The sequence below is a fragment of the Klebsiella sp. GB_Kp047 genome (assembly GCF_040065235.1).
GTDB lineage: Bacteria > Pseudomonadota > Gammaproteobacteria > Enterobacterales > Enterobacteriaceae > Klebsiella > Klebsiella quasipneumoniae.
In genome coordinates, this window is sequence record NZ_JBEAJG010000041.1 from 367146 (window position 1) to 391093 (window position 23948).

At 55.4% G+C, this 23948-nt stretch carries 19 protein-coding genes and 1 pseudogene; 9 read left to right on the top strand and 11 right to left on the bottom strand.

The features are described from left to right. The first annotated feature begins 146 nt into the window (after positions 1 to 146). Positions 147 to 818: an SOS response-associated peptidase gene (locus ABLV76_RS22360; protein WP_135683145.1), complete on the top strand. Its 672-nt coding sequence runs from the start codon at positions 147 to 149 to the stop codon at positions 816 to 818. A 78-nt stretch (positions 819 to 896) separates the two neighbouring features. Here ABLV76_RS22360 and ABLV76_RS22365 read toward each other — a convergent pair whose 3' ends face one another. Then, positions 897 to 1433, bottom strand: coding sequence for a GNAT family N-acetyltransferase (locus ABLV76_RS22365; protein WP_049093273.1), 537 nt, complete (start codon positions 1431 to 1433; stop codon positions 897 to 899). Positions 1434 to 1639: 206 nt separating this feature from the next. Between ABLV76_RS22365 and ABLV76_RS22370 the strand changes: the two genes are divergently transcribed. Continuing rightward, the gene (locus ABLV76_RS22370) at positions 1640 to 1849 is read left to right on the top strand and encodes a LysR family transcriptional regulator (protein ID WP_227506932.1); all 210 of its coding nucleotides are present in this window, start codon (positions 1640 to 1642) and stop codon (positions 1847 to 1849) included. A gap of 75 nt (positions 1850 to 1924) precedes the next feature. Here the strand turns inward: ABLV76_RS22370 and ABLV76_RS22375 are convergent, their stop codons facing one another. Beyond that, complete coding sequence (locus ABLV76_RS22375; protein ID WP_049093275.1) at positions 1925 to 2290, bottom strand: DUF596 domain-containing protein; 366 nt, start codon at positions 2288 to 2290, stop codon at positions 1925 to 1927. Between the two features lie 9 nt (positions 2291 to 2299). Then, positions 2300 to 5044, bottom strand: a pseudogene (locus ABLV76_RS22380) (DUF637 domain-containing protein); the annotation flags it as partial. A 38-nt stretch (positions 5045 to 5082) separates the two neighbouring features. Here ABLV76_RS22380 and ABLV76_RS22385 point away from each other — a divergent pair. Further along, positions 5083 to 6051, top strand: coding sequence for an IS5 family transposase (locus ABLV76_RS22385; protein ID WP_077263866.1), 969 nt, complete (start codon positions 5083 to 5085; stop codon positions 6049 to 6051). A 41-nt stretch (positions 6052 to 6092) separates the two neighbouring features. On the opposite strand, the gene ABLV76_RS22390 is transcribed toward ABLV76_RS22385, so the two are convergent. From ABLV76_RS22390 to dcp, 3 genes are all read right to left on the bottom strand, one after another. Then, the gene (locus ABLV76_RS22390; RefSeq protein ID WP_348878484.1) at positions 6093 to 8705 is read right to left on the bottom strand and encodes a filamentous hemagglutinin N-terminal domain-containing protein; all 2613 of its coding nucleotides are present in this window, start codon (positions 8703 to 8705) and stop codon (positions 6093 to 6095) included. Between the two features lie 52 nt (positions 8706 to 8757). Then, positions 8758 to 10437 (bottom strand): ShlB/FhaC/HecB family hemolysin secretion/activation protein, encoded by a 1680-nt coding sequence (locus ABLV76_RS22395; RefSeq protein ID WP_049093279.1) that lies wholly within the window; start codon positions 10435 to 10437, stop codon positions 8758 to 8760. 819 nt (positions 10438 to 11256) lie between these two features. Then, positions 11257 to 13299: a peptidyl-dipeptidase Dcp gene (dcp, locus tag ABLV76_RS22400; RefSeq protein WP_348878485.1), complete on the bottom strand. Its 2043-nt coding sequence runs from the start codon at positions 13297 to 13299 to the stop codon at positions 11257 to 11259. Between the two features lie 130 nt (positions 13300 to 13429). Here dcp and ydfG point away from each other — a divergent pair, with 130 nt between their 5' ends. Further along, positions 13430 to 14179, top strand: coding sequence for a bifunctional NADP-dependent 3-hydroxy acid dehydrogenase/3-hydroxypropionate dehydrogenase YdfG (ydfG, locus tag ABLV76_RS22405; RefSeq protein ID WP_004206024.1), 750 nt, complete (start codon positions 13430 to 13432; stop codon positions 14177 to 14179). A 91-nt stretch (positions 14180 to 14270) separates the two neighbouring features. Beyond that, positions 14271 to 14957, top strand: a complete 687-nt coding sequence (locus ABLV76_RS22410) for a GntR family transcriptional regulator (protein WP_004206025.1) — start codon at positions 14271 to 14273, stop codon at positions 14955 to 14957. A 51-nt stretch (positions 14958 to 15008) separates the two neighbouring features. On the opposite strand, the gene ABLV76_RS22415 is transcribed toward ABLV76_RS22410, so the two are convergent. From ABLV76_RS22415 to ABLV76_RS22430, 4 genes are all read right to left on the bottom strand, one after another. After that, complete coding sequence (locus tag ABLV76_RS22415) at positions 15009 to 15440, bottom strand: universal stress protein (RefSeq protein WP_004206026.1); 432 nt, start codon at positions 15438 to 15440, stop codon at positions 15009 to 15011. A 267-nt stretch (positions 15441 to 15707) separates the two neighbouring features. After that, positions 15708 to 17171 (bottom strand): fructuronate reductase, encoded by a 1464-nt coding sequence (locus ABLV76_RS22420; protein ID WP_004206030.1) that lies wholly within the window; start codon positions 17169 to 17171, stop codon positions 15708 to 15710. Positions 17172 to 17441: 270 nt separating this feature from the next. Continuing rightward, a complete protein-coding gene (locus ABLV76_RS22425) occupies positions 17442 to 18725 on the bottom strand; it encodes an MFS transporter (RefSeq protein WP_064150104.1) in 1284 nt (427 codons plus the stop codon). Positions 18726 to 18839: 114 nt separating this feature from the next. Further along, positions 18840 to 19202, bottom strand: coding sequence for a YnfA family protein (locus ABLV76_RS22430; RefSeq protein WP_072140454.1), 363 nt, complete (start codon positions 19200 to 19202; stop codon positions 18840 to 18842). Positions 19203 to 19310: 108 nt separating this feature from the next. On the opposite strand from ABLV76_RS22430, the gene ABLV76_RS22435 reads away from it, so the two are divergent. Then, complete coding sequence (locus tag ABLV76_RS22435; RefSeq protein WP_004206035.1) at positions 19311 to 19652, top strand: DUF1283 family protein; 342 nt, start codon at positions 19311 to 19313, stop codon at positions 19650 to 19652. A gap of 66 nt (positions 19653 to 19718) precedes the next feature. Beyond that, entirely contained in the window at positions 19719 to 20279 is a 561-nt protein-coding gene (gene speG / locus ABLV76_RS22440; RefSeq protein ID WP_004206037.1) for a spermidine N1-acetyltransferase, read from the top strand. On the opposite strand, the gene ABLV76_RS22445 is transcribed toward speG, so the two are convergent. Beyond that, positions 20273 to 20983, bottom strand: a complete 711-nt coding sequence (locus tag ABLV76_RS22445) for a YnfC family lipoprotein (RefSeq protein WP_017900332.1) — start codon at positions 20981 to 20983, stop codon at positions 20273 to 20275. The two genes, speG and ABLV76_RS22445, sit on opposite strands and share 7 nt — an antisense overlap. A 101-nt stretch (positions 20984 to 21084) precedes the next feature. Between ABLV76_RS22445 and ABLV76_RS22450 the strand changes: the two genes are divergently transcribed. Further along, entirely contained in the window at positions 21085 to 21354 is a 270-nt protein-coding gene (locus ABLV76_RS22450; protein WP_023318174.1) for a DUF1161 domain-containing protein, read from the top strand. A 150-nt stretch (positions 21355 to 21504) separates the two neighbouring features. After that, the gene (gene ynfE / locus ABLV76_RS22455) at positions 21505 to 23940 is read left to right on the top strand and encodes a selenate/tellurate reductase subunit YnfE (RefSeq protein ID WP_080837701.1); all 2436 of its coding nucleotides are present in this window, start codon (positions 21505 to 21507) and stop codon (positions 23938 to 23940) included. Positions 23941 to 23948 lie beyond the last annotated feature (8 nt).

A 23948-nucleotide genomic window follows, 5' to 3' on the forward strand; every position in this document is an offset into this window, starting at 1 on the left:
TATAGGCAACTTAAACAGTATGTGCCCAGGCGTCAGCCTTACGCCTGAGGGAAGGGATCACAATCGCATGATTTCAAAATCATTTCTCACAACGCCCCCTCCCTGATGAACTATGCTTTCCTTTAGACATTATGCTGGAGGTGGCGATGTGCGGACGTTTTGCGCAAGCACAGACACGGGAAGAATATCTGGCTTATCTTGCCGAAGAGGCTGAATACGATATCCCCTGGGACCCGGCGCCGATTGGGCGGTATAACGTGGCACCCGGGACAAAAGTGTTACTCCTGAGTGAAAGGAATGCGCAACTCCACCTCGATCCCGTTTACTGGGGTTATGCGCCAGGATGGTGGGATAAACCCCCGCTGATCAACGCCCGCGTTGAGACCGCAGCCACCAGCAGGATGTTCAAACCGCTGTGGCAGCACGGGCGGGCGATCTGCTTCGCCGACGGCTGGTTTGAGTGGAAAAAGGCCGGAGAGAAAAAGCAGCCCTACTTCATCCAGCGCAAGGATGGTCAGCCGATATTTATGGCCGCTATTGGCAGCACGCCCTTCGAACGCGGGGATAGCGCCGAAGGATTTTTGCTGGTGACCGCTGCCGCCGATCGCGGTCTTGTCGATATTCATGACCGCCGGCCGCTGGTCCTGGCGCCGGAAGCCGCCCGGGAATGGATGAGGCAAGAAGTCACCGGCGCGGAAGCGGCGGAGATTGCCAGGGACGGAGCCGTCACCGCCGACGATTTCATCTGGCATGCGGTATCGCGGGCGGTCGGCAATGTCAACAATCAAGGGCCAGAGTTAATTGAGCCAGTAGAATGAACGCATGATTCTGTGAGCAATCCCCACCTGATGCGCCGGCTGCGGTGCGATCCAGTCTTGCGAATAAGCGCCCGCGGGTTACCCCGACTGGCTTAACCACTCGCTTAAGGTCAACGAATAGAGCAGACTCGGCGGCGCATCTTTTACATCAGCAATATCGTTAATGTACCTCATCCCGGCTTTCTCGAGAACTTTCTGCGAAGCCAGATGGTTAGCCCGGACAACCGCTGACATCTCCTTAAGTTTAAGCGCCTCGAAGCCATATCTTATCGCGCCAATCGCAAACTCGGTGGCCAGGCCTTTTCCCCATGCCTCAGTGGAAAACCGATATCCGAGATTGTTAATGGTGACATCGTTATAACTGCGTAGACTTACGCCGCCAAAGCCAATGATTTTTTCCGGGGTATCACGCGCCGATATGGCCCAGTTGCCAAATCCGCGATCGTGCCAGTGCGCAAGCCAGCGCTGGAGAACCGTACTGGCATAGTCAATATCCGGATAGGGCCCTGCGGGGTTAAAGGTATTTGTCGCCGGATCGCCATAAATTCGGTATAGATCGACAACATCTTCAGCCATGACAGGGCGAAGACGCAGGCGATGAGTCTCAATATGCAAACGTATCTCCTTGACGAATGAGGTGGCCCGCGACGCTTCTCGAACCCTCCCTGCCGTTGTGGATGCCTGGGACTCGTTAAAGCGGACCTGAGAAGCGCGATTAAACAGATACTTCCGGCAATAAAAATAGGATATGTTAATCCGGAAACGGGATCCCTTTTTATCGGCGCCACGCATATTGTTACCGAGTGAACACAGAACTGTAAATGATCGATGACATCCGCTACCTGATAGTATTTGCCAAAATTGTCGAGAGCGGTTCTGTTTCAGGCGGCGCCGCGGTGTTAGGGTTGTCGACCGCAACAGCAAGCGCACATTTATCCAGGCTTGAGAAAAACCTTAACAGCGCTTTGCTCTACAATACCCCGATAACTTACCATCACTGCGTTTCGGGATCCTGTGTTCATGGTCTGTGAGTTTTTAAAACGTTTTTCCAAATTCCTAACCATCAAGGATAACGGCTCCGAAGAGCCGTTATAACTAGCGGTACATCAGGTCCAGTCTTCATAGCCATTGTCATGGATCCAGACTATGCCGCCAGGGCATTTTTCCGTCAGAAACCAGAAACCATCAAAAGCATCCTCTTCCATTTCCTCCTGGTTTAGGGGAAAGTTTTCACGATACAAAGAAATTTGCTCGTCGATGCTTCCTTCCAGATATTTTCCTCGACTTGCTAATTTTATTTTGCCTTCTAAAAGAAGGCGTTCCATCAGTTCAAAAAAATAGTCACATTTTTCTTTATATGATAACTCATCTTTCCCAAAATTATCCGCCCTCATGGCAGACCATACGGTACCTATGGATGATCCTTCCAGTTCCTCAGCAAACATCTTATATTCATCATCGCTATATAACATATAAACACCTTACCGAAACTTGATTTCAACTTTTTTCTTAACTTTGCCCTGTAAGGCTTGTAAGTCTTTATTACCTAAAATTTCTATAGTCCAGCGAGCATTTGTTTTTTCTTCGCTGGCGGAATAGTCACGCAAGCTTATTGTTACACCATCTTTTTTTGAAAAATAAACTGTACCTAAAGGAGTCGTGACTTCTTTAAATGGCGCTCCCCCCGTTAAAGATTGCGCATAATCAATGATATCTCGGTCGGAAAGTTTCTCTGTCGCAAAGACCTTGGTCGTTCCGTACTTATTACCTCCCCCGTCACCCAACACCTGCGCAAACTCCTTCCCGAACACATTGAGCTTATCGCTACTATGTTTTGGATCAAACACTTTAACCAACTGGTCAGTATTGGTTTTCTGAATATCGCGGACATAATCTGCCGTTTTCGTCGACAGATTAGCTCCGGCTGCTGTTTCGCCTTTAATAAAACCGGCAACAGGCTGAATATTTAGTCTTTTTGTTATATTCAGTTCATCGTAGGCCTTCACCAACTGCTGTGAAAGCTTCTTCAAGCTGTCTTCGGTTTTACCCAGAATCAATGTACTGCCGGTCGTTACAGCGCCTGTACCAATGATGGCCTCTGGTGCCACAATATCAGCCGCATAAATACCCGCCTGATTCAGGCAGAGCGCAGGATTTGTTTTACAACCGGCGATAACCAGTCTTGCTGCCAGAACCAGCTCGGGTGCCGCACCAACCAGAGTCATGCCACCTGCGGTCAGCGCCATACCTCCACCGCTGGCAGCAGCCACGATAATCGCCGCTTCTCGCCGGGCCTGAACGCGTTTGGCTGCTTCCTTGTCCCCTTTATCTGCCGCAAGAATATCCCGCTGATTATCCAGAGCATATTGTTGTAGCATATGCTCCGTCATATTGTAACGGTAAACATTTTGCGCGCTGTCTGCTCCGCTATACGCACTTTCGGGCGAATGTGTGGTCAGCGCCCCGGTCAGCGCGCCAATAACACGGGCCGTCTGCTCTTTTACCTCATTACCGTTTAGCGCTTCCTGCAGACGCCACAACTGGCGCTCTTGTTCATTTAGATTTGCGGGTTCGAACAACGAGCTTTGCATGATGATCCCGGCCAGTTCCGCTGCCAGTGCGCCGGTGGCCGCGCCTTTACCATCACCTCGTCCGATTTCCGCGCTGATGCCAGCAAGGACCGCATGGCTGACCGATTTTCCGGCCACGCCTAGCACTTCACCGTTGTCCCCAATCAGCCCTGCGCCTTCGGCCTGAACCTGATTACCAATATTTGATAACAGCGCATTGACCAGATTGTCCTTAAAGCTGCCGCCATTGATGCCGGTGTTCAGGCTGGAGCTGATAACCGACTGCCCGGCCACACGCTGGACAACCTTGCTCCACCCCTCATCCTTTGTCAGAGCCGGCAGACGCGCCTTGTCCGGCGACACACTGACGTTCATCACCTCATCGAATCCGGCCAGCGCCCCGCCTATAGCCATGGAGGTGGCCAGCGATTTGACCGAACTGCTGCTTCCCAGTGCCGACAGGGTTTTTGACAGATTACCCTGGTTTTCAACCAGCGCGACGGCAGCCTGGGAAACCAGGGATGTCATACCTGCATAGGCTGAGCCATACACTGCAGCGGAAGCTGTTGCGCCTGTGACGCCGGTTGCCGTAATCGCGCCGCTTCCAGCCAAAGCTGCGAGCCCCGTTCCGGCAGTCACTGCAGCCGCCGCTATCGCAATCACCGCGGCAACGGCCGGATTCAGGCTCTGGCTTTTATAGTTCCAGCTGTCGTAAGCATCCTTGACCACGTTCCACTGTACATCATTGCGGGTGTTTAACCCTTTTAGCCATTCGGTACCCGGCTGAACGCCGAGTGCGGTAATGGCTCCCTGCAGCGCCTGACCATTTTTGGTTTTAACATCAGCACTGATACCGCCTGCCGCATCCACCGTCAGCATACCGCCGGCGTAAACGGAAGGCAGGACCCATTTCCCTTCGCTGTAGCCCTTGTTTGCCTGTTTAATATAAAAGCCTTTCGAGGTGCTGACGGTCTGCTCGAGGGTCGTATTCTTCACCGCCAGGAAATTAACTTTCCCGTTGGTGCTGGTCAGCGTCGCATTTTTCCCCGCCTCGATTTTACTGGCTTCATACGAGCTGTCATCCCGGCTCAGGAGGCTGAGGTTGCCCCCGGCAGTAAACTCGGTCACCCGGTTGGTGGTCGTGTGCTTCGTCTGTTTAACGGTGGTTTTCTGTCCCCACCATTTTCGCTTCGTGGTTTCACGTTCGTAATGGCTGAACTCTTCCATCGCCTGGGCATACAGCCAGCCGCCTTTCGCCGCCACGTCCATCGCGCCTTTCGCCAGCAGGCGCGATGCCTGGAACAGGATACTGCCGCCAGAAATCACCGTCAGGGCGCCGCCCGCATTCAGCGTCACTCCGGTCTGGCTGACGGTTTCCGTCCAGCTGTTACCCGATTCACGATAAACGGTTCCCCGTGCGGACTGAAATTGCATATTTCCGCCGGAGGTTAGTGTGATATTACCATCCGATGTCAGAGTACTGCCGTTAGCCTGAATAACGCCGTTTGACGCCAGAGTGATGCCCTTCACGCCCTGAAGACGGGTCGGGACATTCAACTCATCCCGGTTGTTGTCATTGCCGCTGTCCGTCACACCATAGCCGTAGGCTCCCAGCCAGATAAGTCTCCCTGCCTGGAGGGTCGCCGTTTTCCCGGCCGAAATGGCTTTGTTGAATAAATCGAACTTTTGCTGAGTTGAAGGATCAGATCACGCATCTTCCCGACAACGCAGACCGTTCCGTGGCAAAGCAAAAGTTCAGAATCACCAACTGGTCCACCTACAACAAAGCTCTCATCAACCGTGGCTCCCTCACTTTCTGGCTGGATGATGGGGCGATTCAGGCCTGGTATGAGTCGGCAACGCCTTCATCACGGGGAAGGCCCCAGCGCTATTCTGATCTCGCCATCACCACCGTTCTGGTGATTAAACGCGTATTCCGGCTGACCCTGCGGGCTGCGCAGGGTTTTATTGATTCCATTTTTGCCCTGATGAACGTTCCGTTGCGCTGCCCGGATTACACCAGTGTCAGTAAGCGGGCAAAGTCGGTTAATGTCAGTTTCAAAACGTTCACCCGGGGTGAAATCGCACACCTGGTGATTGATTCCACCGGGCTGAAGGTCTTTGGTGAAGGCGAATGGAAAGTCAGAAAGCACGGCAAAGAGCGCCGTCGTATATGGCGAAAGTTGCATCTGGCAGTTGACAGCAACACACATGAAATCATCTGTGCAGACCTGTCGCTGAACAATGTGACGGACTCAGAAGCCTTCCCGGGTCTTATCCGGCAGACTCACAGAAAAATCAGGGCAGCATCGGCAGACGGCGCTTACGACACCCGGCTCTGTCACGATGAACTGCGGCGTAAGAAAATCAGCGCGCTTATCCCGCCCCGAAAAGGCGCGGGTTACTGGCCCGGTGAATATGCAGACCGTAACCGTGCTGTTGCGAATCAGCGGCTGACCGGGAGTAATGCGCGGTGGAAATGGACAACAGATTATAACCGTCGCTCGATAGCGGAAACGGCGATGTACCGGGTAAAACAGCTGTTCGGAGGTTCACTGACACTGCGTGACTACGATGGTCAGGTTGCGGAGGCTATGGCCCTGGTACGAGCGCTGAACAAAATGACGAAAGCAGGTATGCCTGAAAGCGTGCGTATTGCCTGAAAACACAACCCGCTACGGGGGAGACTTACCCGAAATCTGATTTATTCAACAAAGCCGGCCGAAATATCTGCTCCCTGCAGGCCGATATCCGCCGCTGAACTGATCAGCAGGTTACCTCCGGCTTTCAGATGGCTGCGTAACTCGGGTATCCGGTTGGCCGGGAAAAAGACGCTGTAACGGTCGCTGAATCTCCGCATATTCAGGTCCGTATTTGCGGCTGACGTAAGACTGATATTGCCCCCGGCATCAAGACTTGCGCCATTGAGGTTCAGATGCTTACCGCTGAGCGTAATATCCCCGGAAGCACGCAGCGGCTCTCCGGGCAGCATCCGGTTAAACAGTTCCTGTTTGCGGGCCAGGGTCAGAAGGACGCCTGGCTGTTCATGGCACAGCATCGCTTCATTTTTATCCAGGGTGATATCACCATTCGCAACCAGAGAAATATTCTGACTCTGAACCGGAAGGCGCGTATTTCTCAGCAGAATACTCCCACCCGCAGAAATTGACAGATCACGACTGGCTTCAATACTCCCTAGCCAACGCACACCATCTGCATGGAAATAGTTTGGTTGTTCACTAGTATGCGAATTCACGTCGCCATTGCGGCTGACGAGAGTGATATTCTGACCCCTAAGCTCACTTTGCCAGGACTCCACCATTCCACCCGCCACTACAGAAAGATCCTTCCCGGCCGTTAATAGTGCCAGTGCGATCTTTATCCCTTTTTCTGACTGAAGGGTGATATCTCCGGCGGCTTTCATCACATCGGTGGTGATAATTTGTCCTGCATGTAAGAAAATGTTTTTCGCCGTAATGGTATCCGGGCGTGACATCACTCCGGAATGCTGCACCCAGGTATCATAGGGTTCATTACTTTCAATACGATCAGAAAAGTCAGCCACAAAATTTCCGCCAGCAATGACTTTACTGGCTAAATGACTTTGCGGGCTCCAGCTATATCCTTTTTCACCACTATCAAGATAGCTCATCGGAGGATAAGGCCAGCCCAGCTTATCATATTGCTTATAGGCTTCAGTATCCGGAATGAATTTATTGAATCGTTCTTTGATCCCTACAGGATGGTTTCTGGAAACAAACGTTTTCCCCGTCAGGATGATGTCACCCTTGGCTTTAAGGATACTGGCATCGCTCAGTAACAAATCAGCATTAATGAAGCTGTTTTTACCTGAGTCAATAATTGCCTCAGGCGTATTCATTTTAACAAAGGTACGAGTACGTTCATCTGGTATCCATCGATCGATATTGCGGGTGACGTATGTGCAATCTTCAACCGTATCGCAAGGCAACATCCATTTTTCTCGCTTCGCATAATCCTCCTGATAAAGGTCTTGTCGGTTTTTTATATCACCATTTTTATGCGCATTAAAAAGTACGCCATAAATTCTCATGCCTTCATTATCTACTGCTTCAGACTGAGTCACTATGGTTAAAACATCGCGCACATTGCTGAGTTTATTGGTTCGTATCACCAGGTCGCCGCTATTGGTCTGGATCCTGGCAGAGCGGTTCTCCACCAGAGTCGCTTTGTTGCCCTGGGCATCCTTCTGTATCCACAGATTGTTGTTGCTGTGCAGTGCCGCCCGCTCGCCGGTGTTACGCACCGTGGAGGCAAAAACCCGCATATCCCCGTGGGCGGAGCTATTGCTGCGGTTGTCCACGGTGGTGGCCGCCAGTGTCATATCACGCTCTGCACGCACGCTGCTGCCCGCAGGTGTGACGATCTCCTGCCCGCTGACATTGAGGTCTGTTTGCGCTTTAACGTTGCTGAGGGTTATTTTTCCGGCGGTCGTCAGGGAAATATCCCGCTGAGTAGAGGTGATATTATTCAGGTTGACCCCGACACCGTTCTCAGTGGCAACCAGGCGGATTTTTCCGGCATACATCCCGCCCAACGCCTTAGTATCGACAGCAAGCTGAGGCTTTGCTCCCTCGCCAGCAATGGGTTTTACCGAGCCATCCTTGAAGCTGACTCTGTTTGCCCCCTGAGTTAGCGTAAGCGTTTTAGCGTTAATTTTACCGTTCAGCTCAGTTGCCCGGCTGATAATATCAACAAACTCCGCGCTGTTTCCGTCAAAGCCGTTGCTGCCGATAATCACCGAGCCTTTCTTAACGGCTAATGCATCCAGAGCCCCTTGTTTATCAAACTGCGGCTTGCCGGTGGTCAGGGTAACCGAAGGCGTATTGATAAACCCGCATCCGTTACAGATGATACCGTTCGGGTTGGCTATCATTACGCCAGCTTTATTGCCAAAAACTTCCAGTTTGCCTTTTAACTCCGAACGATTACCGCTGGTTACCTCGTTGATGATAAGCTCGGCCGGTTTGCCTTTTAATCTGGCGTTACCGTTGTCAATGGTAACGCCAAGCTGGGTTTTTCCGCCCTGGGTGGCGTTATTTAATACGGCGCCTTGTGTTCCAACATTAAAATCCTGGTAGGCGTTATGCGATATACCTGCTGCGTTGGGTGTGGCAATGTTCACAACCGGTACATTTCCGGTTTTAACCACGACCTGGGTGTTACCATTCGCGGCGCTGATACCTGCCGCAACAGCAGGATGTAAAGGCTGAACGGCTGTGAGGTATATCAACAACCAGCTGGCCCCACGAGCCAGCGGATGAGTTAGTTTTTCCATATCTGAACATCCTGTATTATGGGGCAGCAAAAGCCCTGCTGTGTGCCGGCAGTTAAAGTGAAACCGTGGCCTGCCAGTAAACCACGTGTTTATCCGGACGAATGGAACCCGGCCAGGACAACGGGACACCCACCGTTAGTGACTGGGACAGCCATGCGTTTGACAATTCAAAGCCAAATGAGGCTCCAGTAAGCGTGCCACCTTCTGTTATTCCTCTCTGGCTAATGACATGTCCGATGTCTACCGCACCAGTCGCTGACAGTCTTCCTTCTGTAACAGGAAGCGTCAGCAACTGCCCGGTCAGCTCATTTCGCCAGTATCCACCCCGGTTTCCGGAGAGATACTGCTCTTTAAAACCTCTCACTGAATATTGCCCCCCGACTGACAGACGCTCACTGGCATAGAGGTTGTCCGGCGTGGTCTGTCCGTATGCCGAGGTAAGCCAGTAGATAGAGCTGGTCAGCGGGTAAAACCAGCTTGTGCTGGCACTGAAACGCCGGAATTCACTGCGTGGCAGGTCGGGGTGTGCAGGATCATCCTGTGTTGCTCCGGCGAGAGAGAGGCCGTGAGAAAGGGAAGGACCGAAAGTCAGATAACCGCCGCCGATACTCCTGCTATAGCTCAGCCCGGCGGTCACGCTGCTCAGAGTCGGGCTGCTGACGTCAAGGCGTACACCACCCAATCGGTTTTCGGTTTCCCTACGGGATAGGGCAATATCGAGCACAAGACGTTGTTTGCCGTCACGCAGTAGTGTACGACTGGCACCCAGTCGGTGTGACTGTACGGTGCCTTCATAACGCCAGCTCAGCGGAAATTCACCGAGAGAAAGTGTCTGATAAAAATCAGACCATCCATACTGCGCGCTGAACAACCAGTATCCATAAGGAATCGAAACGCTCCCCTGCATATTGCGGCTACGTCTGTCATGGTGAAACTCACTATCCCTCCCAGCTGCCAGTGTCCATTGGTCTGCCAGCCCCAGCGGATTGTCTGCCATCAGGCGGGCATGCATCTGCCCACTACCTGTGCTTTTCTGCCCGCTGTTATCTGCGCTCACATCCAGACTGACGGGAAAACGCTGACTGACCGGCACCAATACAACCCGGGAAAAACCTTCACGGCTCCCCGGCAAAATATCGACGGTCAGAGCACGTGAGCTCATACGGTTCAGTTGTTCCAGCCCCTGTTCGATATCACGGAGATTCAATACTTGCCCTTCAGCCTGAGGGAAGGCCATTTTCAGAGCATTTTCCTGATGACTATCCAGAGTAACGGTCTCCACCCTCCCTTCCGTCACGGCAATGACCAGACTCCCTCCGGAAATATCCTGTTCTGGCAGCCAGGCTCGTGAAGTGATGAATCCCCGGGAAAGATAGTCCTGAGTGACATCCCGCACCCGTAGCTGGATATCCTTAAGGGTCATACACCCCTCTGCCGGAATTGCCGTTAGTTTTCGTTGTACAGAACGCGGGAGCACCGTGACATTTTCCAGTTGGATATGCCGGAGTTCAAGACACGGTCCGGTTGCTTCAGGAGAGGCGGCTTTCGGGAGTGAGGGGGCAGGTGTGGTATAGCGGAGCATGTCGCGCTGCTGCTGCGACTGTTCCAGTAATGCCTTTTGTTGTTGCTCAATAGCATTCTGATCAGCAGGACTCAGCGGCGCTGCAGATAGACCTGCTGATAATAAAGCTGCTAAAAGAAGTCCATACCTGGCAGAGGATAAATACGACATCAAAAACTCCATTTTCTGAAATGTTGTGCAATTCAATGTAATTGTTTGTCATTAAACATCCATGAAAATCTCACAATTGTGTGAAATTTACTCTCACCAGGTTAATGCAGAGATACTGTACCTGGGTATGGAAGGCAGCAGAGATATGAACTGGAAGTGATCTTTGCGTGGCAGTTCTGATGCCCGGTAGCATGCAACAAAACACACGTTGGAAGGCTGGTCAGACAGTCTAATACTTGCTCACCTGGGATCTCTTGCATACGGTTCGCAGGTGAGCAAACTTAATCGGCTGGAAAATATTCCTAAACAGTCTTTACCCCCAGACCCATCACATCGGCCACCCGCTATTGGACAGGCGATTAGTCCGATATATTTCTCGCGCTACTACTGCTTACGTTAACGTCTAGTGCGATCTAATGGATAGCGATTGCAAAAAACCCACTCCGTTTGAGAAGCCTGAATTATGCGTTTACAAGGATGATGGAGTGCCTGCGCCAGAGTTTTACGTTGCAGATGATGAACTACATTGTTGCTGGCGACCTTCTATCCACATGCCGCGCTGGGCCAGCCGAATTCTGGTGGAAATCACCGACGTACGCGTGGAGCGGCTAAACGCTATCAACGAGCATGATGCTCAGGCAGAAGGCGTGGCAAAGCTACGAGGGGGCTCCGCCGTGAAGCGAATGACAACAGCGCAGCTGGCGACCCAGTTGATGTTTTTGTTTTTGGGGAAATGTTTTGGAGGGATTTTGGGGAAGAAAAATTGGATAAAAAACCGGGCGCTGCGCCCGGTCTTCTTCTACTCTAAAAAACGCTCGACTAGCTCAACCCGCGATTTTCCAGCATCGGCTCAATCTGTGGATCGTGTCCGCGCCACTGGCGATAAAGTTCAGCTAAATCAGTGCTATTGCCGCGCGACAGAATCGCTTCCCGGAAGCGCTGACCGTTCTCACGGGTCAAACCGCCCTGCTCCACGAACCACTGATAGCCGTCATCGGCCAGCATCTGGGTCCACAGATAGGCGTAATAGCCTGCCGCATAGCCCCCGCCGAAGATATGGGAGAAGTAGCTGCTGCGATAGCGCGGGGGAACGGCCGCCAGATCCAGTTGCTCATCCCGAAGTATTTTCTGTTCAAACGCATCCACCTCTTCCGGTAACGAAGTGGTCGACAGCGTGTGCCAGCGCATATCGAGCAGCGCGGCGGCTAGCAGCTCGCTCATGTCATATCCTTTATTGAAAGTTGCCGCACGCAACATATTGTCGCGCAGCGCCTCTGGCATCGGCTCTCCGGAGCGATAATGCTTCGCATAGTGGGCAAATACCTGCGGATGGCTGGCCCAGTGTTCGAAGATTTGCGACGGGAACTCGACAAAATCCCGCGGGGTATTGGTGCCGGAGAGGCTGGCATAACGCTGATTGGCGAACAGCCCGTGCAGGGCGTGGCCAAACTCATGGAACAGGGTGATCACCTCATCCCATGACAACAGCGCGCTCTGCTCGCTCTGCGGCCGGGTGTAGTTGCAGACGTTATAGATAACCGGGCGCTGCTCTCGCAGGGTCGACTGTTCGACAATCACGTCCATCCAGGCGCCGCCGCTCTTTGAATCGCGCGCGAAATAATCACCATAAAACAGCGCCATCCCTTCGCCATTGTGGTCGAAGATCTCCCAGACCCGCACATCCGGGTGGTACACCGGGATGTCAAAGCGCTCCACGAAGCGGAGCCCAAAGAGCTGCGATGCCGTCCAGAAGACGCCGTCCTGCAGCACGCGCTCGAGGGCAAAATAGGGTTTAAGCTGCGCGTCATCAATGGCATAGGCAGCCCGCCGCACCTGCTCGCTGTAGTAGAGCCAGTCCCATGCCTGCGCGCGAAACGCCCCGCCTTCGTTGTCGATCACCTGCTGGATGTCCGCCAGCTCACGTTCCGCCCTCGCCCGCGCCGCCGGCGCGATCTGACGCATAAAGCCCAATGCCTCCGCCGGGGAAGCCGCCATTTGATCGGTCAGCGCCCAGCTGGCGTAATCTGCCGCCCCCAGCAGTTCCGCCTGCTGCGCGCGGATCGCCGCCAGCCGCAGCACCAGACTACGGGTATCATGCTCATCGCCCTGCTGATTGCGCGTCCAGCCGGCGGCGAAAAGATTTTCCCGCGTTTGCCGGTCGCGCAGCGCAAGCAGCTGCGGCTGCTGGGTGGTGTTGGTCAGCGTCAGCAGCCAGCGATCGCTGAGCCCTTTTTCGCGCGCCGCCTCGGCCGCCGCCGCTATCTCCTCATCGTTCAGGCCATCCAGTTGATGCCGGTCATCGACCACCAGGCCGCCGCTTTTCGCCGCCCCCAGCAGCCGCTGCTGGAACTGACTTTGCAAAGTGGCCGCTTCAGTGTTCAGCGCGCGCAGCACCGCCTTCTGCGCCGGGTCCAGCGTTGCCCCGGCGTGAACAAAACGTTGCCATGTCAAGGTCAGGAGACGCAGGGATTCGCCGTCAAGCGCGAGCGTCTCGCGCTGTTCGTAGACACTGTTCACCCGCTGGAATAGGGCCTCGTTGAGCCAGATATCATTCCCCAGCCCGGCGAGCTCGGCGGAAAATTGTTCATCCAGTGATTGAAGATAAGGGTTGGTATGGGCGCCGGCCATGGCGAAAAAGACCCGCGTCACCCGCGCCAGCAGCTGTCCGCTCTGCTCCAGCGCCTCGAGCGTGTTGGCGAAACTGGCCGGCTGCGGATTATCGATAATGGCGCGGATCTCCTCGCGCTGCTGCCGAACGCCCTCATCAAACGCCGGCCGATAGTGACTGTCTTCGATCAGGTCAAACCGCGGCGCCTGGTAAGGCAACAGACTGACGCTAAAAAAGGGGTTTTGTTCGGACATCTTTCTCTCCTGCACAGGCTAATCCTCTAAGATTAGGCTTCTCCTTAAGGGGTCGCAATGATTTCCGTTACCGGTCGCCGCCTGTGCGTGCTATGGTATGAAAACACAAAAAGCGTTGAGGAACAGTAAGATGATTATCATGGTCACCGGCGCCACTGCCGGTTTTGGTGAAAGTATTACTCGCCGTTTTGTCGCTAACGGTCATAAAGTGATTGCCACCGGACGTCGCGAAGAGCGCCTGAAGACGCTGAAAGACGAGCTGGGCGATAATCTTTATATCGCGCAACTGGACGTCCGCAACCGCGCCGCTATTGAGACGCTGATTGCCGACCTGCCCGCCGAGTGGCAGGCTATCGATGTGCTGGTGAACAACGCGGGTCTGGCGCTCGGCCTGGAGCCGGCGCACCGCGCCAGCGTGGAAGACTGGGAAGATATGATCGACACCAATAATAAAGGGCTGGTGTACATGACCCGCGCCGTCCTGCCGGGCATGGTGGCGCGCAATCGCGGCCATATCATCAACATCGGCTCCACGGCGGGCAGCTGGCCTTATGCCGGCGGTAACGTCTATGGGGCGACCAAAGCCTTTGTGCGCCAGTTCAGCCTCAATCTTCGCACTGACCTGCACGGCACCGCGGTGCGCGTCACCGACATCGAGCCGGGCCTGGTGGGCGGCACCGAGTTCTCTAACGTCCGCTTTAAAGGCGATGACGCCAAAGCCGGTAAAACCTACGAGAACACCGAAGCCCTGACGCCGGAAGATGTGACTGAGGCGGTCTGGTGGGTGGCCACCCTGCCGAAACACGTCAACATCAACACCCTGGAGATGATGCCGGTGAGCCAGAGCTTTGCCGGGCTCAGCGTTCACCGCCAGGGCTAACCGTCAGCCACCCGGCCTGCTGGCCGGGTATGGGCGGAACCGCAAAAAACGCGTAAAATAGTGCGCATAACCCCATAAAAAGTAACCATCAATGGCCGCAGAATCGCAACTGAATCCGACGCAACCCGTTAATCAGCAAATTTATCGCATCCTCCGCCGGGATATCGTTCACTGCCTCATCCCGCCTGGCACGCCGCTGTCGGAGAAAGAAGTCTCCGTGCGTTTTGCGGTATCTCGTCAGCCGGTGCGCGAGGCCTTTATTAAGCTGGCGGAGAATGGACTTATCCAGATCCGTCCCCAGCGTGGCAGCTACGTCAACAAAATCTCCCTGTCTCAGGTGCGCAATGGTTGCTTTGTCCGCCAGGCGATTGAGTGCGCGGTGGTCCGCCGTGCCGCTGGCATGATTAACGATGAGCAAGTCTATCAGCTGGAGCAGAATCTCCATCAGCAGCGTATTGCCGTCGACCGCCAGCAGTTAAACGATTTTTTCCTGCTTGATGATGAATTTCACCAGAAGCTATCGGTTATTGCCGATTGTCAGCTGGCCTGGGATACGGTGGAAAACATCAAAGCCGCCATTGACCGCGTGCGCTACATGAGCCTTGACCATGTCTCCTCCCCGGAGATGCTTCTGCGCCAGCATCACGAAATTTTTACCGCGCTGGAAAAACGCGACGCTGAGGCAGTCGAGAAAGCAATGAGTATTCATTTGCATGAAATCAGCGAATCTGTGCTGCTGATCCGCCAGGAGAATCGCGACTGGTTTAGCGAAGAGTAAGGACCAGACGGCTGCGAAATAAGGCTGACGCAGCCGTCGTGACGGAGGGGATTATCTGACCACCAGCACCGGCGTTTTGGCGTAGCGCAAAATGGACTCGGCGTTGGAGCCCAGCAGATGGGTGGAGATCCCCGGTTTGCGGGAGCCAATCACTATCACATCGAACGCTTCGTTGTTACTGATAGCCAGAATTTCATCGCGCACGTTACCAAACACGACCCGGGTATGGATCCGTGACATTGGCAGGTCGAACAGTCGCGCCACCTCGCGCATCTTTTTCTCTGACTCTTCCTGCATATAGGCTTCGAATTTACGAATATCCGCCGTAAATCCGCGTAATAACGAACGGCTGCTGTTCGGCAGGACGTTGAGCAAGGTGATCTCGCCATTTTCCGCCGATGCGAGAAATTCCGCGTGACGCACTGCCTTATCGCTTAAATCCATTTCAAAAACATCAACAGGCAATAAAATCTTTTTATACATGGCCCGCACTCCTTTTCCAGAGAAAATGATTTTTCAATAACTTAACTATGCCATTTTTGCGGTGAATGACCAGCCATTATTCGGAAAAATAACAGCTAATTATCTTTAGTAAATCAGGGAAATATAGAGTTATGTAAGGACATTGCGTTCGATCATATTTTTAGCCTGCTAAAAGCGATCGACAGCAAAAAAGATTTATCAGCGGAACCGTGCAGAAACAGCAGAAGAGCCGGTGTCGACCCCATGACCGACACCGGGAACAAATGATTATTGCGCCTCAGCCCATGCGGCAACGGTGGCTTTCGCCCCCTGACGCTGTAGCGCTACATAGGCGCGGGTCACCGCCGAGACGAACCGCGCTTCCTGCGGCAGCTCCCGGCCAAAGATGGCCTCAATGCCCAACAGCGCTTTGACGCGCGCTTCGCCATCGGCGCTGGCGGCTACCGCCTGCTGGATCACCGGCAGCAGCGGATCGCAAATTTCGATTGCCTGGCCGGCGTCGTCAACACCGCCGACATAGCGCATCCACCCCGCCACGCCCAGCGCCAGCAGCGTGAAGTCATGCTGGTGCGCCAGATGCCAGCGTACCGAGTCCAGCATGCGCTGCGGCAGCTTCTGGCTACCGTCCATCGCAATCTGCCAGGTACGGTGTTTGAGCGCCGGATTGCAGTAGCGGTCAATCAGCAGACTGGCATAGTGTGACAGATCCACCCCCTGCACTTTTAAGGTCGGGGCCTGCTCGTCCAGCATCAGCGCCAGCGCCGCGCGGCGGTAGTTGTCATCCTGCATACAGTCGTTGATATGCTGATAACCGGCCAGATAGCCGAGATAGGCGAGGAACGAATGGCTGCCGTTGAGCATCCTCAGCTTCATCTCTTCGAAAGGCACCACATCGGCGACCAGCTCCGCCCCCGCTTTCTCCCACTGTGGACGTCCGGCGACAAAATTATCCTCAATCACCCACTGGCGGAACGGCTCACAGGCCACCCCAGCCGGGTCGCGCACGCCGGTCAGCTGTTCAATTTTATCGAGGGTTTCCGCGGTCACCGCCGGGACAATGCGGTCCACCATGGTCGACGGAAAGGTGACGTTCTGTTCTATCCATGCCGCGAGGTCCGCGTCCAGCGCCCGGGCGTAGGCGCAAACGACGTTGCGCATCACATGACCGTTTTCCGGCATGTTATCGCAGGACATCACGGTAAAGGCAGGCAGCCCTGCCGCCCGGCGGCGCGCTAAAGCCTCCACCACCACGCCCGCTGCCGATTTCGGCTGGCGCGGGTTAGCGAGATCGGCGGCGATCAGCGGGTGATCGAGCTGCAGCTCGCCGCTGGCGGGCGAATGGCAATAGCCTTTCTCGGTAATGGTGAGGGAGACAATGGCCACCTGTGGCTCACACATCGCCGAAAGCACGGCCTCGAGACCATCGACCTGGGCATGCAGCGCCTGCTTCACCACCCCGACCACGCGCGCGGTCCACGCGTCGGCGGACATTTCGGCCACGGTATACAGCAGATCCTGCTGCCGGAGATCGGCGATTTGCTGCTCGCCGCCAATCAGGTTGACTTCAGTGTAGCCCCAGTCACTGCCGTACTCGCTGGCCAGTATATCGGCGTATACCGCCTGATGGGCGCGGTGAAACGCGCCAAAACCCAGATGGACGATACGGGGGACCAGCGCGTGGCGATCGTAGCCGGGCAGGATGGCGTTAGCGGTTAAGAGGGTGTTTTCCATGGTAACTCTCGTTGTTATGTGGCTCATCAACCATTCTCTGGGAGAACTCTCGAGGAGAATGCCTTTGTGCCTCAACCATCTCACGCAATTGGTATAACATCTTTGATTTCTGTCAACTACCATACAAGAAGCTTTTTGCCGGGTTGTGCTCGCTGGCGAGCGGTCACAAAATCTCTGAGATGACAGAAGAAAATCCGCCACGAAGCGGTAAGAGAAGACGGATCATGGCGCAGGCCACGCCTCCCTGCGGGCCTGTTGCATAACGACCGGTTAATCGATGCGGGTTTTGACGATAAAGAAGTAGCACAGCGCCCCGGCGAAGGTCACGCCGGCGGCGATCACCAGCGCCAGATTGAAAGAGTGGGTGGTATCCACAACCCAGCCGGTGACGATCGGCGCGAAGGAGGCAAACACAAAGCTGCCAAAGTTCTGGATCGCCGCCACCGACGCCACTTTATGTTCCGCCACCAGCACCTGTACCAATCCCCAGGCCGAGGTGCCAGCGAAATGGACGCAGAACAGCGCCATGGAGATAAACGCCACCGCCTGGGTCGGCGTGTTTGATTGCACCACCAACAGCGTGCCGAGCGCGGAAAGCACCAGTCCGGCGACAATCGCCGTTTTGCGGGTTTTCGCCAGATCGTAGCCTCTGCGCGCCAGCGCATCGACCACCAGCCCATTGACCCACATGCCCACCGCCGCAGCGAGAAACGGGATCGCCGCCACCCAGCCGGTTTTAGCAAGGCTCAATCCCTGCTGCGCCTGCAGATAACCCGGCAGCCACGCGATATACAGCCAGCCGGTATAGTTCACCCCGGAGAAGCCGAGGATCATCCCCCAGGTGGTACGTCGTTTAAACAGCGCCAGCCATTCGCTCAGTTTCAGCGCCGGTCGGGCCGCCTCCTCGCTGGCCAGATAGCGTTGCTCCTCCTCCTGCAGGGTGAATTGCCGCCGGTTACGGTATCCCACATACCAGCACAGGCCGACCAGGATACCGGCTAAACCAATCACCACAAACATTGTCCGCCAGCCCCAGGCCAGCTGCATGATGACCAGCGCCGGCGGGGCGATGGCCTGACCCAGCACCGTCGAGGAGTTAAATATCCCCACCGCTGTGCCGCGCTCTCGTTGCGCATACCAGTCGTTGATCGATTTCACGCCGGCGGGCATAAACGGCGCTTCGCCGATCCCGAGGCCAATGCGCAGCAGAATAAAATGCGAGAACGAATTGACTATCCCGGTCAGGGCCTGCATCGCAGACCAGAATATTAGCCCGGCGCCCAGCACAACCCGCGGTCCGAGGCGATCCAGCAAAATGCCCGAGGGCAGTTGCGCGAAGCCGTAGGAGAGCGAAAAAGCGGAGAGCAGCACCCCGAACTCGGTGGCGCTCAGACCCAAATCGGCGCGTATCGCCTCCCCGGCGACGCTCAGGGAAGAGCGGTCCAGAAAGTTAACGATACCGGCGATAAACAGCAGCGTCAGGGTGATCTTCTGCACCCGACGGATGCGCAGCGGCGTTGCCCCCGCCTGTGGGGCAAATGTCTCAATAGCCATCGTTGTTCCTTACAGAGTCATAACCCAATATGATGTCTGATAAGTAAGGCAACAGGTCGACTACCATACAAGAATTAGGGTTTAAAAAAGTGGCAGGGATCACATTAGACGGGCTTATGCCCGTCCCCAGCCCGCCACGATGATCAGCATCCCGCACAGCGCGATAGCCGCCCCCGCCCAGTCATAATGGGTTAATTTGACTCCGTCAACGACCCGCAGCCAGAGCAATGCGGTACAAACATACACGCCACCGTAGGCGGCATATACCCGCCCGCTGGCGGTTGGATGGAGCGTCAGGAGCCAGACGAACAGCCCCAGCGCCAGGCCGGCGGGGATCAGCAGCAGCGGCGTGGCCCCGCGTTTTAACCATAGCCACGGCAGATAGCAGCCGACGATTTCACACAGAGCGGTGGCAAAGAACAGCAGCGTGGTTTTGAGCATTAAAAGATTCGTAAAAGAGACAAAGCGTTGAACTATTCTACGCGATAATAGCCCTTTCCCTACGCTGTTTTGTCGGCTATGCCGGGCAAAACAGCTGTAGTAAACTTAACCTGAGGGTTAACCCATCACCTAAAGGAAATCGTGATGAACATGACACTGAACAAACGCTGGTGCCTGACCGCCATTCTGGCGTTAAGCGCCGTGGTCTATACCTCCAGCTCATTCGCAGCCACCGACCGGCTGGTGATTGAGTCAGGCGACAGCGCGCAAAGCCGTCAGCAGGCGTCGATGGAAAAAGAGCAATGGAACGACACCCGCAGCCTGCGCCAGAAGGTGAACAAACGGGCGGAAAAAGAGTGGGACAAAACCGATGTCGCCTTTGACGCGCAGGATAACTGCCAGAAGAGCGCCAACGTCAATGCCTACTGGGAACCAAACACCCTGCGCTGCCTTGACCGCCGTACCGGCCGGGCGATCAATCCCTGAGCACGCTGGCGCCTGCGGGCGCCGCCTTTCCGTCCCCTCTTTTCCGCTTTGACCACAGGAATTCCCATGACCGACGCGCTACACGTCAGACTCCGCCCCCTTGAGCGCGAAGATTTGCGCTTTGTTCACCAGCTCGACAACAACGCCAGCGTGATGCGCTACTGGTTTGAAGAGCCCTATGAAGCCTTCGTTGAGCTTTCCGATCTGTACGACAAGCATATTCACGACCAAAGCGAGCGTCGCTTTGTGATCGAATGCAATGGCGATAAAGCCGGACTGGTGGAGCTGGTTGAAATCAACCATGTGCACCGCCGGGCCGAGTTCCAGATAATCATCTCGCCCGACTTCCAGGGAAAAGGCCTCGCCACCCGCGCCGCGCGGCTGGCGATGGACTATGGCTTTACCGTGCTCAATCTGTATAAGCTGTATCTGATTGTCGATAAAGAGAATGAAAAAGCGATCCATATTTACCGCAAGCTCGGCTTTATGGTCGAGGGTGAACTGATCCATGAGTTTTTTATTAACGGCGAGTATCGCAACACCATCCGCATGTGTCTGTTCCAGCATCAGTATCTGGCGGAACACAAAACGCCGGGGCCGTCCCTGCTGAAGCCGACGGCTCAGTAATAATCAATGCGGTTTTTAATCGTGTAGTGGCGGGTCAGCGGCGGCTGGACGCTTTCATCGATCACCTGCAGCTCACAGCTCAGCGGATTGTCATGGCGATCGTAGTCGCAGGTCTGGCGCACTGTTCCCAGCGTGCGGTCGTTGAAGGTGCTGATGGCGGTATAGTCCATTTTCTTGCGCGGATCCTTCGACGGCGTGGAGGCAACGGTAAATCGCTCCTCTTTGGCGGTGGTGGTTTTCCCCAGCGGATAGCCATCGCTGTCGTAGCGGTAGGTGGCGGTGGTCTCTTTGCCGCGGGCGCTAATAATAAAGCCGTTATCATCCGTTTCCCAGCTCACGCCGGTGGCGGGCATCTCCGCCAGCTGACATTTCCCCTGCAGACGCAGCCGCTTCTCATGGGTGCGGCCATCGACGTAATAGTTGGCGTCCAGCAGCAGCGTCGCGCCGGTGTTATTCTCCACATCCTCCAGCGTCAAAAGATCGAAACATCCCTCTTTTGACAGCTGCGCGCTCACCTTTTTGACCACCACATCGTGTTCGTCCAGTAGGGTCTGGCTAAAATCTTTCACCGGTCCGCGCAGCGGATCGAACTCAAACTCATTGGAAAAACTCGCCATCTCCGGGGTGAAGGCTTCCGGGACGCTTTCGCGGTCGCACGCCGTCAGCAACAGCGCGGTCGGGATCAGCCAATACAGTCTTTTCACAGGTGATTCCTTTTGTGTACATCCAATCATATTAGCAAATACAATTGTTTACACCAGTTCTGCTATGCTTAAATCTGGATAACATCGATAAGGAGCGTAAGATGAAACTATCCCTCTGGACAGGCGCCGCGCTGCTGCTGTGCTCCACGACCGTACTGGCGGCGCCCGACTCTTGCGAGCGGGTCAAAAATGATATTCAACAGAAGATCATGAACAATGGCGTACCGGAAACGGCCTTCAGTCTGGCCATTGTGCCAAACGACCAGGCGGACCAGCCCGGCGCTCAGGTGGTGGGTCATTGCGCCAATGACACCTTCAAAATCACCTATACCCGTAACAGCGACAGTCCCGCCGAAAACGACGCTCAGTAAGCCCACTTCGCTTTCAAACGAAAGATCTTATCCCTGCATTGACCAGGGATAAGATCTGCCGGCTACCCATAACGTATTATCGCTCACCCCGGCGTCTGTTAATGACGCGGCGGCCCTTCTCCGCCCAGCATAACCATCATGGAGTGAGCAATGTCGAATCAGGAATCTTCCGGCGGCGTCACCCGACGCGCGTTACTTAAATCCACAGCCCTCGGTTCTCTGGCGCTGGCCGCCGGCGGGCTTCCCCTCCCCTTTACGCTGCGCAGCGCCGCGGCGGCAGTACAACAGGCTGCCGGCGACAACACCCGCATTGTCTGGGGCGCCTGTTCGGTCAACTGCGGCAGCCGCTGCGCCCTGCGGTTACACGTGCGTGATGATGAAGTGGTGTATGTCGAAACGGATAACACCGGCGACGACCGCTATGGCGATCACCAGGTCCGCGCCTGCCTGCGCGGGCGTTCGATTCGCCGGCGCATCAACCACCCGGATCGCCTTAACTATCCGATGAAGCGCGTGGGAAAACGCGGAGAAGGTAAATTTGAGCGTATCAGCTGGCAGGAAGCGCTGGATACCCTTGCTGACCGCCTGAAGCGCGTCGTCGCGGAATATGGCAACGAAGCCGTGTACATTAACTACTCATCAGGAATTGTCGGCGGGAACATCACTCGCTCCTCGCCTTCCGCTTCGCCGGTGGCGCGGCTGATGAACTGCTACGGCGGCTCGCTTAACCAGTACGGTACCTACAGCACCGCGCAGATCGCCTGCGCCATGCCCTACACCTACGGCAGTAACGACGGCAACAGCACCTCAGATATTGAAAACAGCAAGCTGGTGGTGATGTTCGGCAACAACCCGGCGGAAACCCGCATGAGCGGCGGCGGCATTACCTGGTATCTGGAACAGGCCCGCGAGCGCTCCAACGCGCGGATGATCGTTATCGATCCGCGCTACACCGATACCGCCGCCGGTCGCGAAGATGAGTGGATCCCCATTCGCCCCGGCACGGACGCCGCGCTGGTCGCCGGTATCGCCTGGGTGTTGATTAACGAGAATCTGGTGGATCAGCCGTTCCTTGATAAATACTGTGTCGGCTACGATGAGAAGACGCTGCCGGCCGGGGCGCCTGAGAATGGCCACTATAAAGCCTATATCCTCGGCGAGGGCGACGACGGCGTCGCCAAAACGCCGCAGTGGGCCTCGCGTATCACCGGCATCCCAGCCGATCGCATCATTAAGCTGGCGCGCGACATCGGCATGATCAAACCGGCCTATATCTGCCAGGGCTGGGGGCCGCAGCGCCAGGCAAACGGCGAGCTCTCGGCCCGGGCGATCGCCATGCTGCCGATCTTAACCGGCAACGTCGGCATCAACGGCGGCAACAGCGGCGCCCGCGAATCGACCTACACCATCACCATCGAGCGTCTGCCGGTGCTGGAAAATCCGGTGAAAACCGCCATCTCCTGCTTCACCTGGACCGACGCTATCGCCCGTGGTCCGGAAATGACCGCCACCCGCGACGGTGTGCGTGGCAAAGAGAAGCTGGATGTGCCAATCAAATTCCTGTGGAACTACGCGGGCAACACCCTCATCAACCAGCACTCCGACATCAATAAGACGCACGATATTCTGCAGGACGAGAGCAAGTGCGAAACCATCGTGGTCATCGACAACTTTATGACCTCGTCGGCGAAATATGCCGACCTGCTGCTGCCCGACCTGATGACCGTTGAGCAAGAGGATATCATTCCCAACGATTACGCCGGCAATATGGGCTATCTGATTTTCATCCAGCCCGCCACCTCGGCGAAGTTTGAACGCAAACCGATTTACTGGATCTTAAGCGAAGTGGCGAAACGGCTCGGCGACGATGTCTACCAGCGTTTTACCGAGGGGCGCACGCAGGCGCAGTGGCTGCAGCATCTGTACGCCAAAATGGTGGCGAAAGATCCGGCGCTGCCGGCCTACGAGGAGCTGAAGCGAATGGGCATCTACAAACGCAAGGATCCGAACGGCCACTTCGTCGCCTATCGCGACTTCCGCCGCGATCCCGAAGCGCATCCGCTCAACACCCCGTCCGGCAAAATTGAGATCTACTCCAGCCGGCTCGCCGAGATTGCCGCCCGCTGGCAGCTGGAGAAAGACGACGTCATCAGCCCGCTGCCGGTCTACGCCTCCACATTTGAAGGCTGGGACGATCCGCTGCGCAGTCAGTATCCGCTGCAGCTGTTTGGATTCCACTATAAGGCGCGCACCCATTCCAGCTACGGCAACGTGGATGTGCTGCAGGCCGCCTGCCGTCAGGAAGTGTGGATCAACCCGCTTGACGCGAAAAAACGCGGGATTAATAACGGCGATCTGGTGCGGGTGTTCAACCAGCGCGGCGAAGTCCGGCTGCCGGCGAAAGTGACGCCGCGCATCATGCCGGGCGTGTCGGCGATGGGCCAGGGCGCGTGGCACGACGCCAATATGGCCGGCGACCGGGTTGACCATGGCGCCTGCATGAATACCCTGACCACCCACCGCCCGTCGCCGCTGGCGAAAGGGAATCCGCAGCATACTAACCTGGTCGATATCGAGAAGGTTTAAGGAGTAAA

Excerpts from the sequence above, each read along its gene's own strand:
- ABLV76_RS22360 (WP_135683145.1), top strand. The coding sequence starts at position 147 with ATGTGCGGACGTTTTGCGCAAGCACAGACACGGGAAGAATATCTGGCT.
- ABLV76_RS22370 (WP_227506932.1), top strand. The coding sequence starts at position 1,640 with ATGATCGATGACATCCGCTACCTGATAGTATTTGCCAAAATTGTCGAG.
- ABLV76_RS22375 (WP_049093275.1), bottom strand. The coding sequence starts at position 2,290 with ATGTTATATAGCGATGATGAATATAAGATGTTTGCTGAGGAACTGGAA.
- ABLV76_RS22390 (WP_348878484.1), bottom strand. The coding sequence starts at position 8,705 with ATGGAAAAACTAACTCATCCGCTGGCTCGTGGGGCCAGCTGGTTGTTG.
- ABLV76_RS22395 (WP_049093279.1), bottom strand. The coding sequence starts at position 10,437 with ATGTCGTATTTATCCTCTGCCAGGTATGGACTTCTTTTAGCAGCTTTA.
- dcp (WP_348878485.1), bottom strand. The coding sequence starts at position 13,299 with ATGTCCGAACAAAACCCCTTTTTTAGCGTCAGTCTGTTGCCTTACCAG.
- ydfG (WP_004206024.1), top strand. The coding sequence starts at position 13,430 with ATGATTATCATGGTCACCGGCGCCACTGCCGGTTTTGGTGAAAGTATT.
- ABLV76_RS22410 (WP_004206025.1), top strand. The coding sequence starts at position 14,271 with ATGGCCGCAGAATCGCAACTGAATCCGACGCAACCCGTTAATCAGCAA.
- ABLV76_RS22415 (WP_004206026.1), bottom strand. The coding sequence starts at position 15,440 with ATGTATAAAAAGATTTTATTGCCTGTTGATGTTTTTGAAATGGATTTA.
- ABLV76_RS22420 (WP_004206030.1), bottom strand. The coding sequence starts at position 17,171 with ATGGAAAACACCCTCTTAACCGCTAACGCCATCCTGCCCGGCTACGAT.
- ABLV76_RS22425 (WP_064150104.1), bottom strand. The coding sequence starts at position 18,725 with ATGGCTATTGAGACATTTGCCCCACAGGCGGGGGCAACGCCGCTGCGC.
- ABLV76_RS22435 (WP_004206035.1), top strand. The coding sequence starts at position 19,311 with ATGAACATGACACTGAACAAACGCTGGTGCCTGACCGCCATTCTGGCG.
- speG (WP_004206037.1), top strand. The coding sequence starts at position 19,719 with ATGACCGACGCGCTACACGTCAGACTCCGCCCCCTTGAGCGCGAAGAT.
- ABLV76_RS22450 (WP_023318174.1), top strand. The coding sequence starts at position 21,085 with ATGAAACTATCCCTCTGGACAGGCGCCGCGCTGCTGCTGTGCTCCACG.
- ynfE (WP_080837701.1), top strand. The coding sequence starts at position 21,505 with ATGTCGAATCAGGAATCTTCCGGCGGCGTCACCCGACGCGCGTTACTT.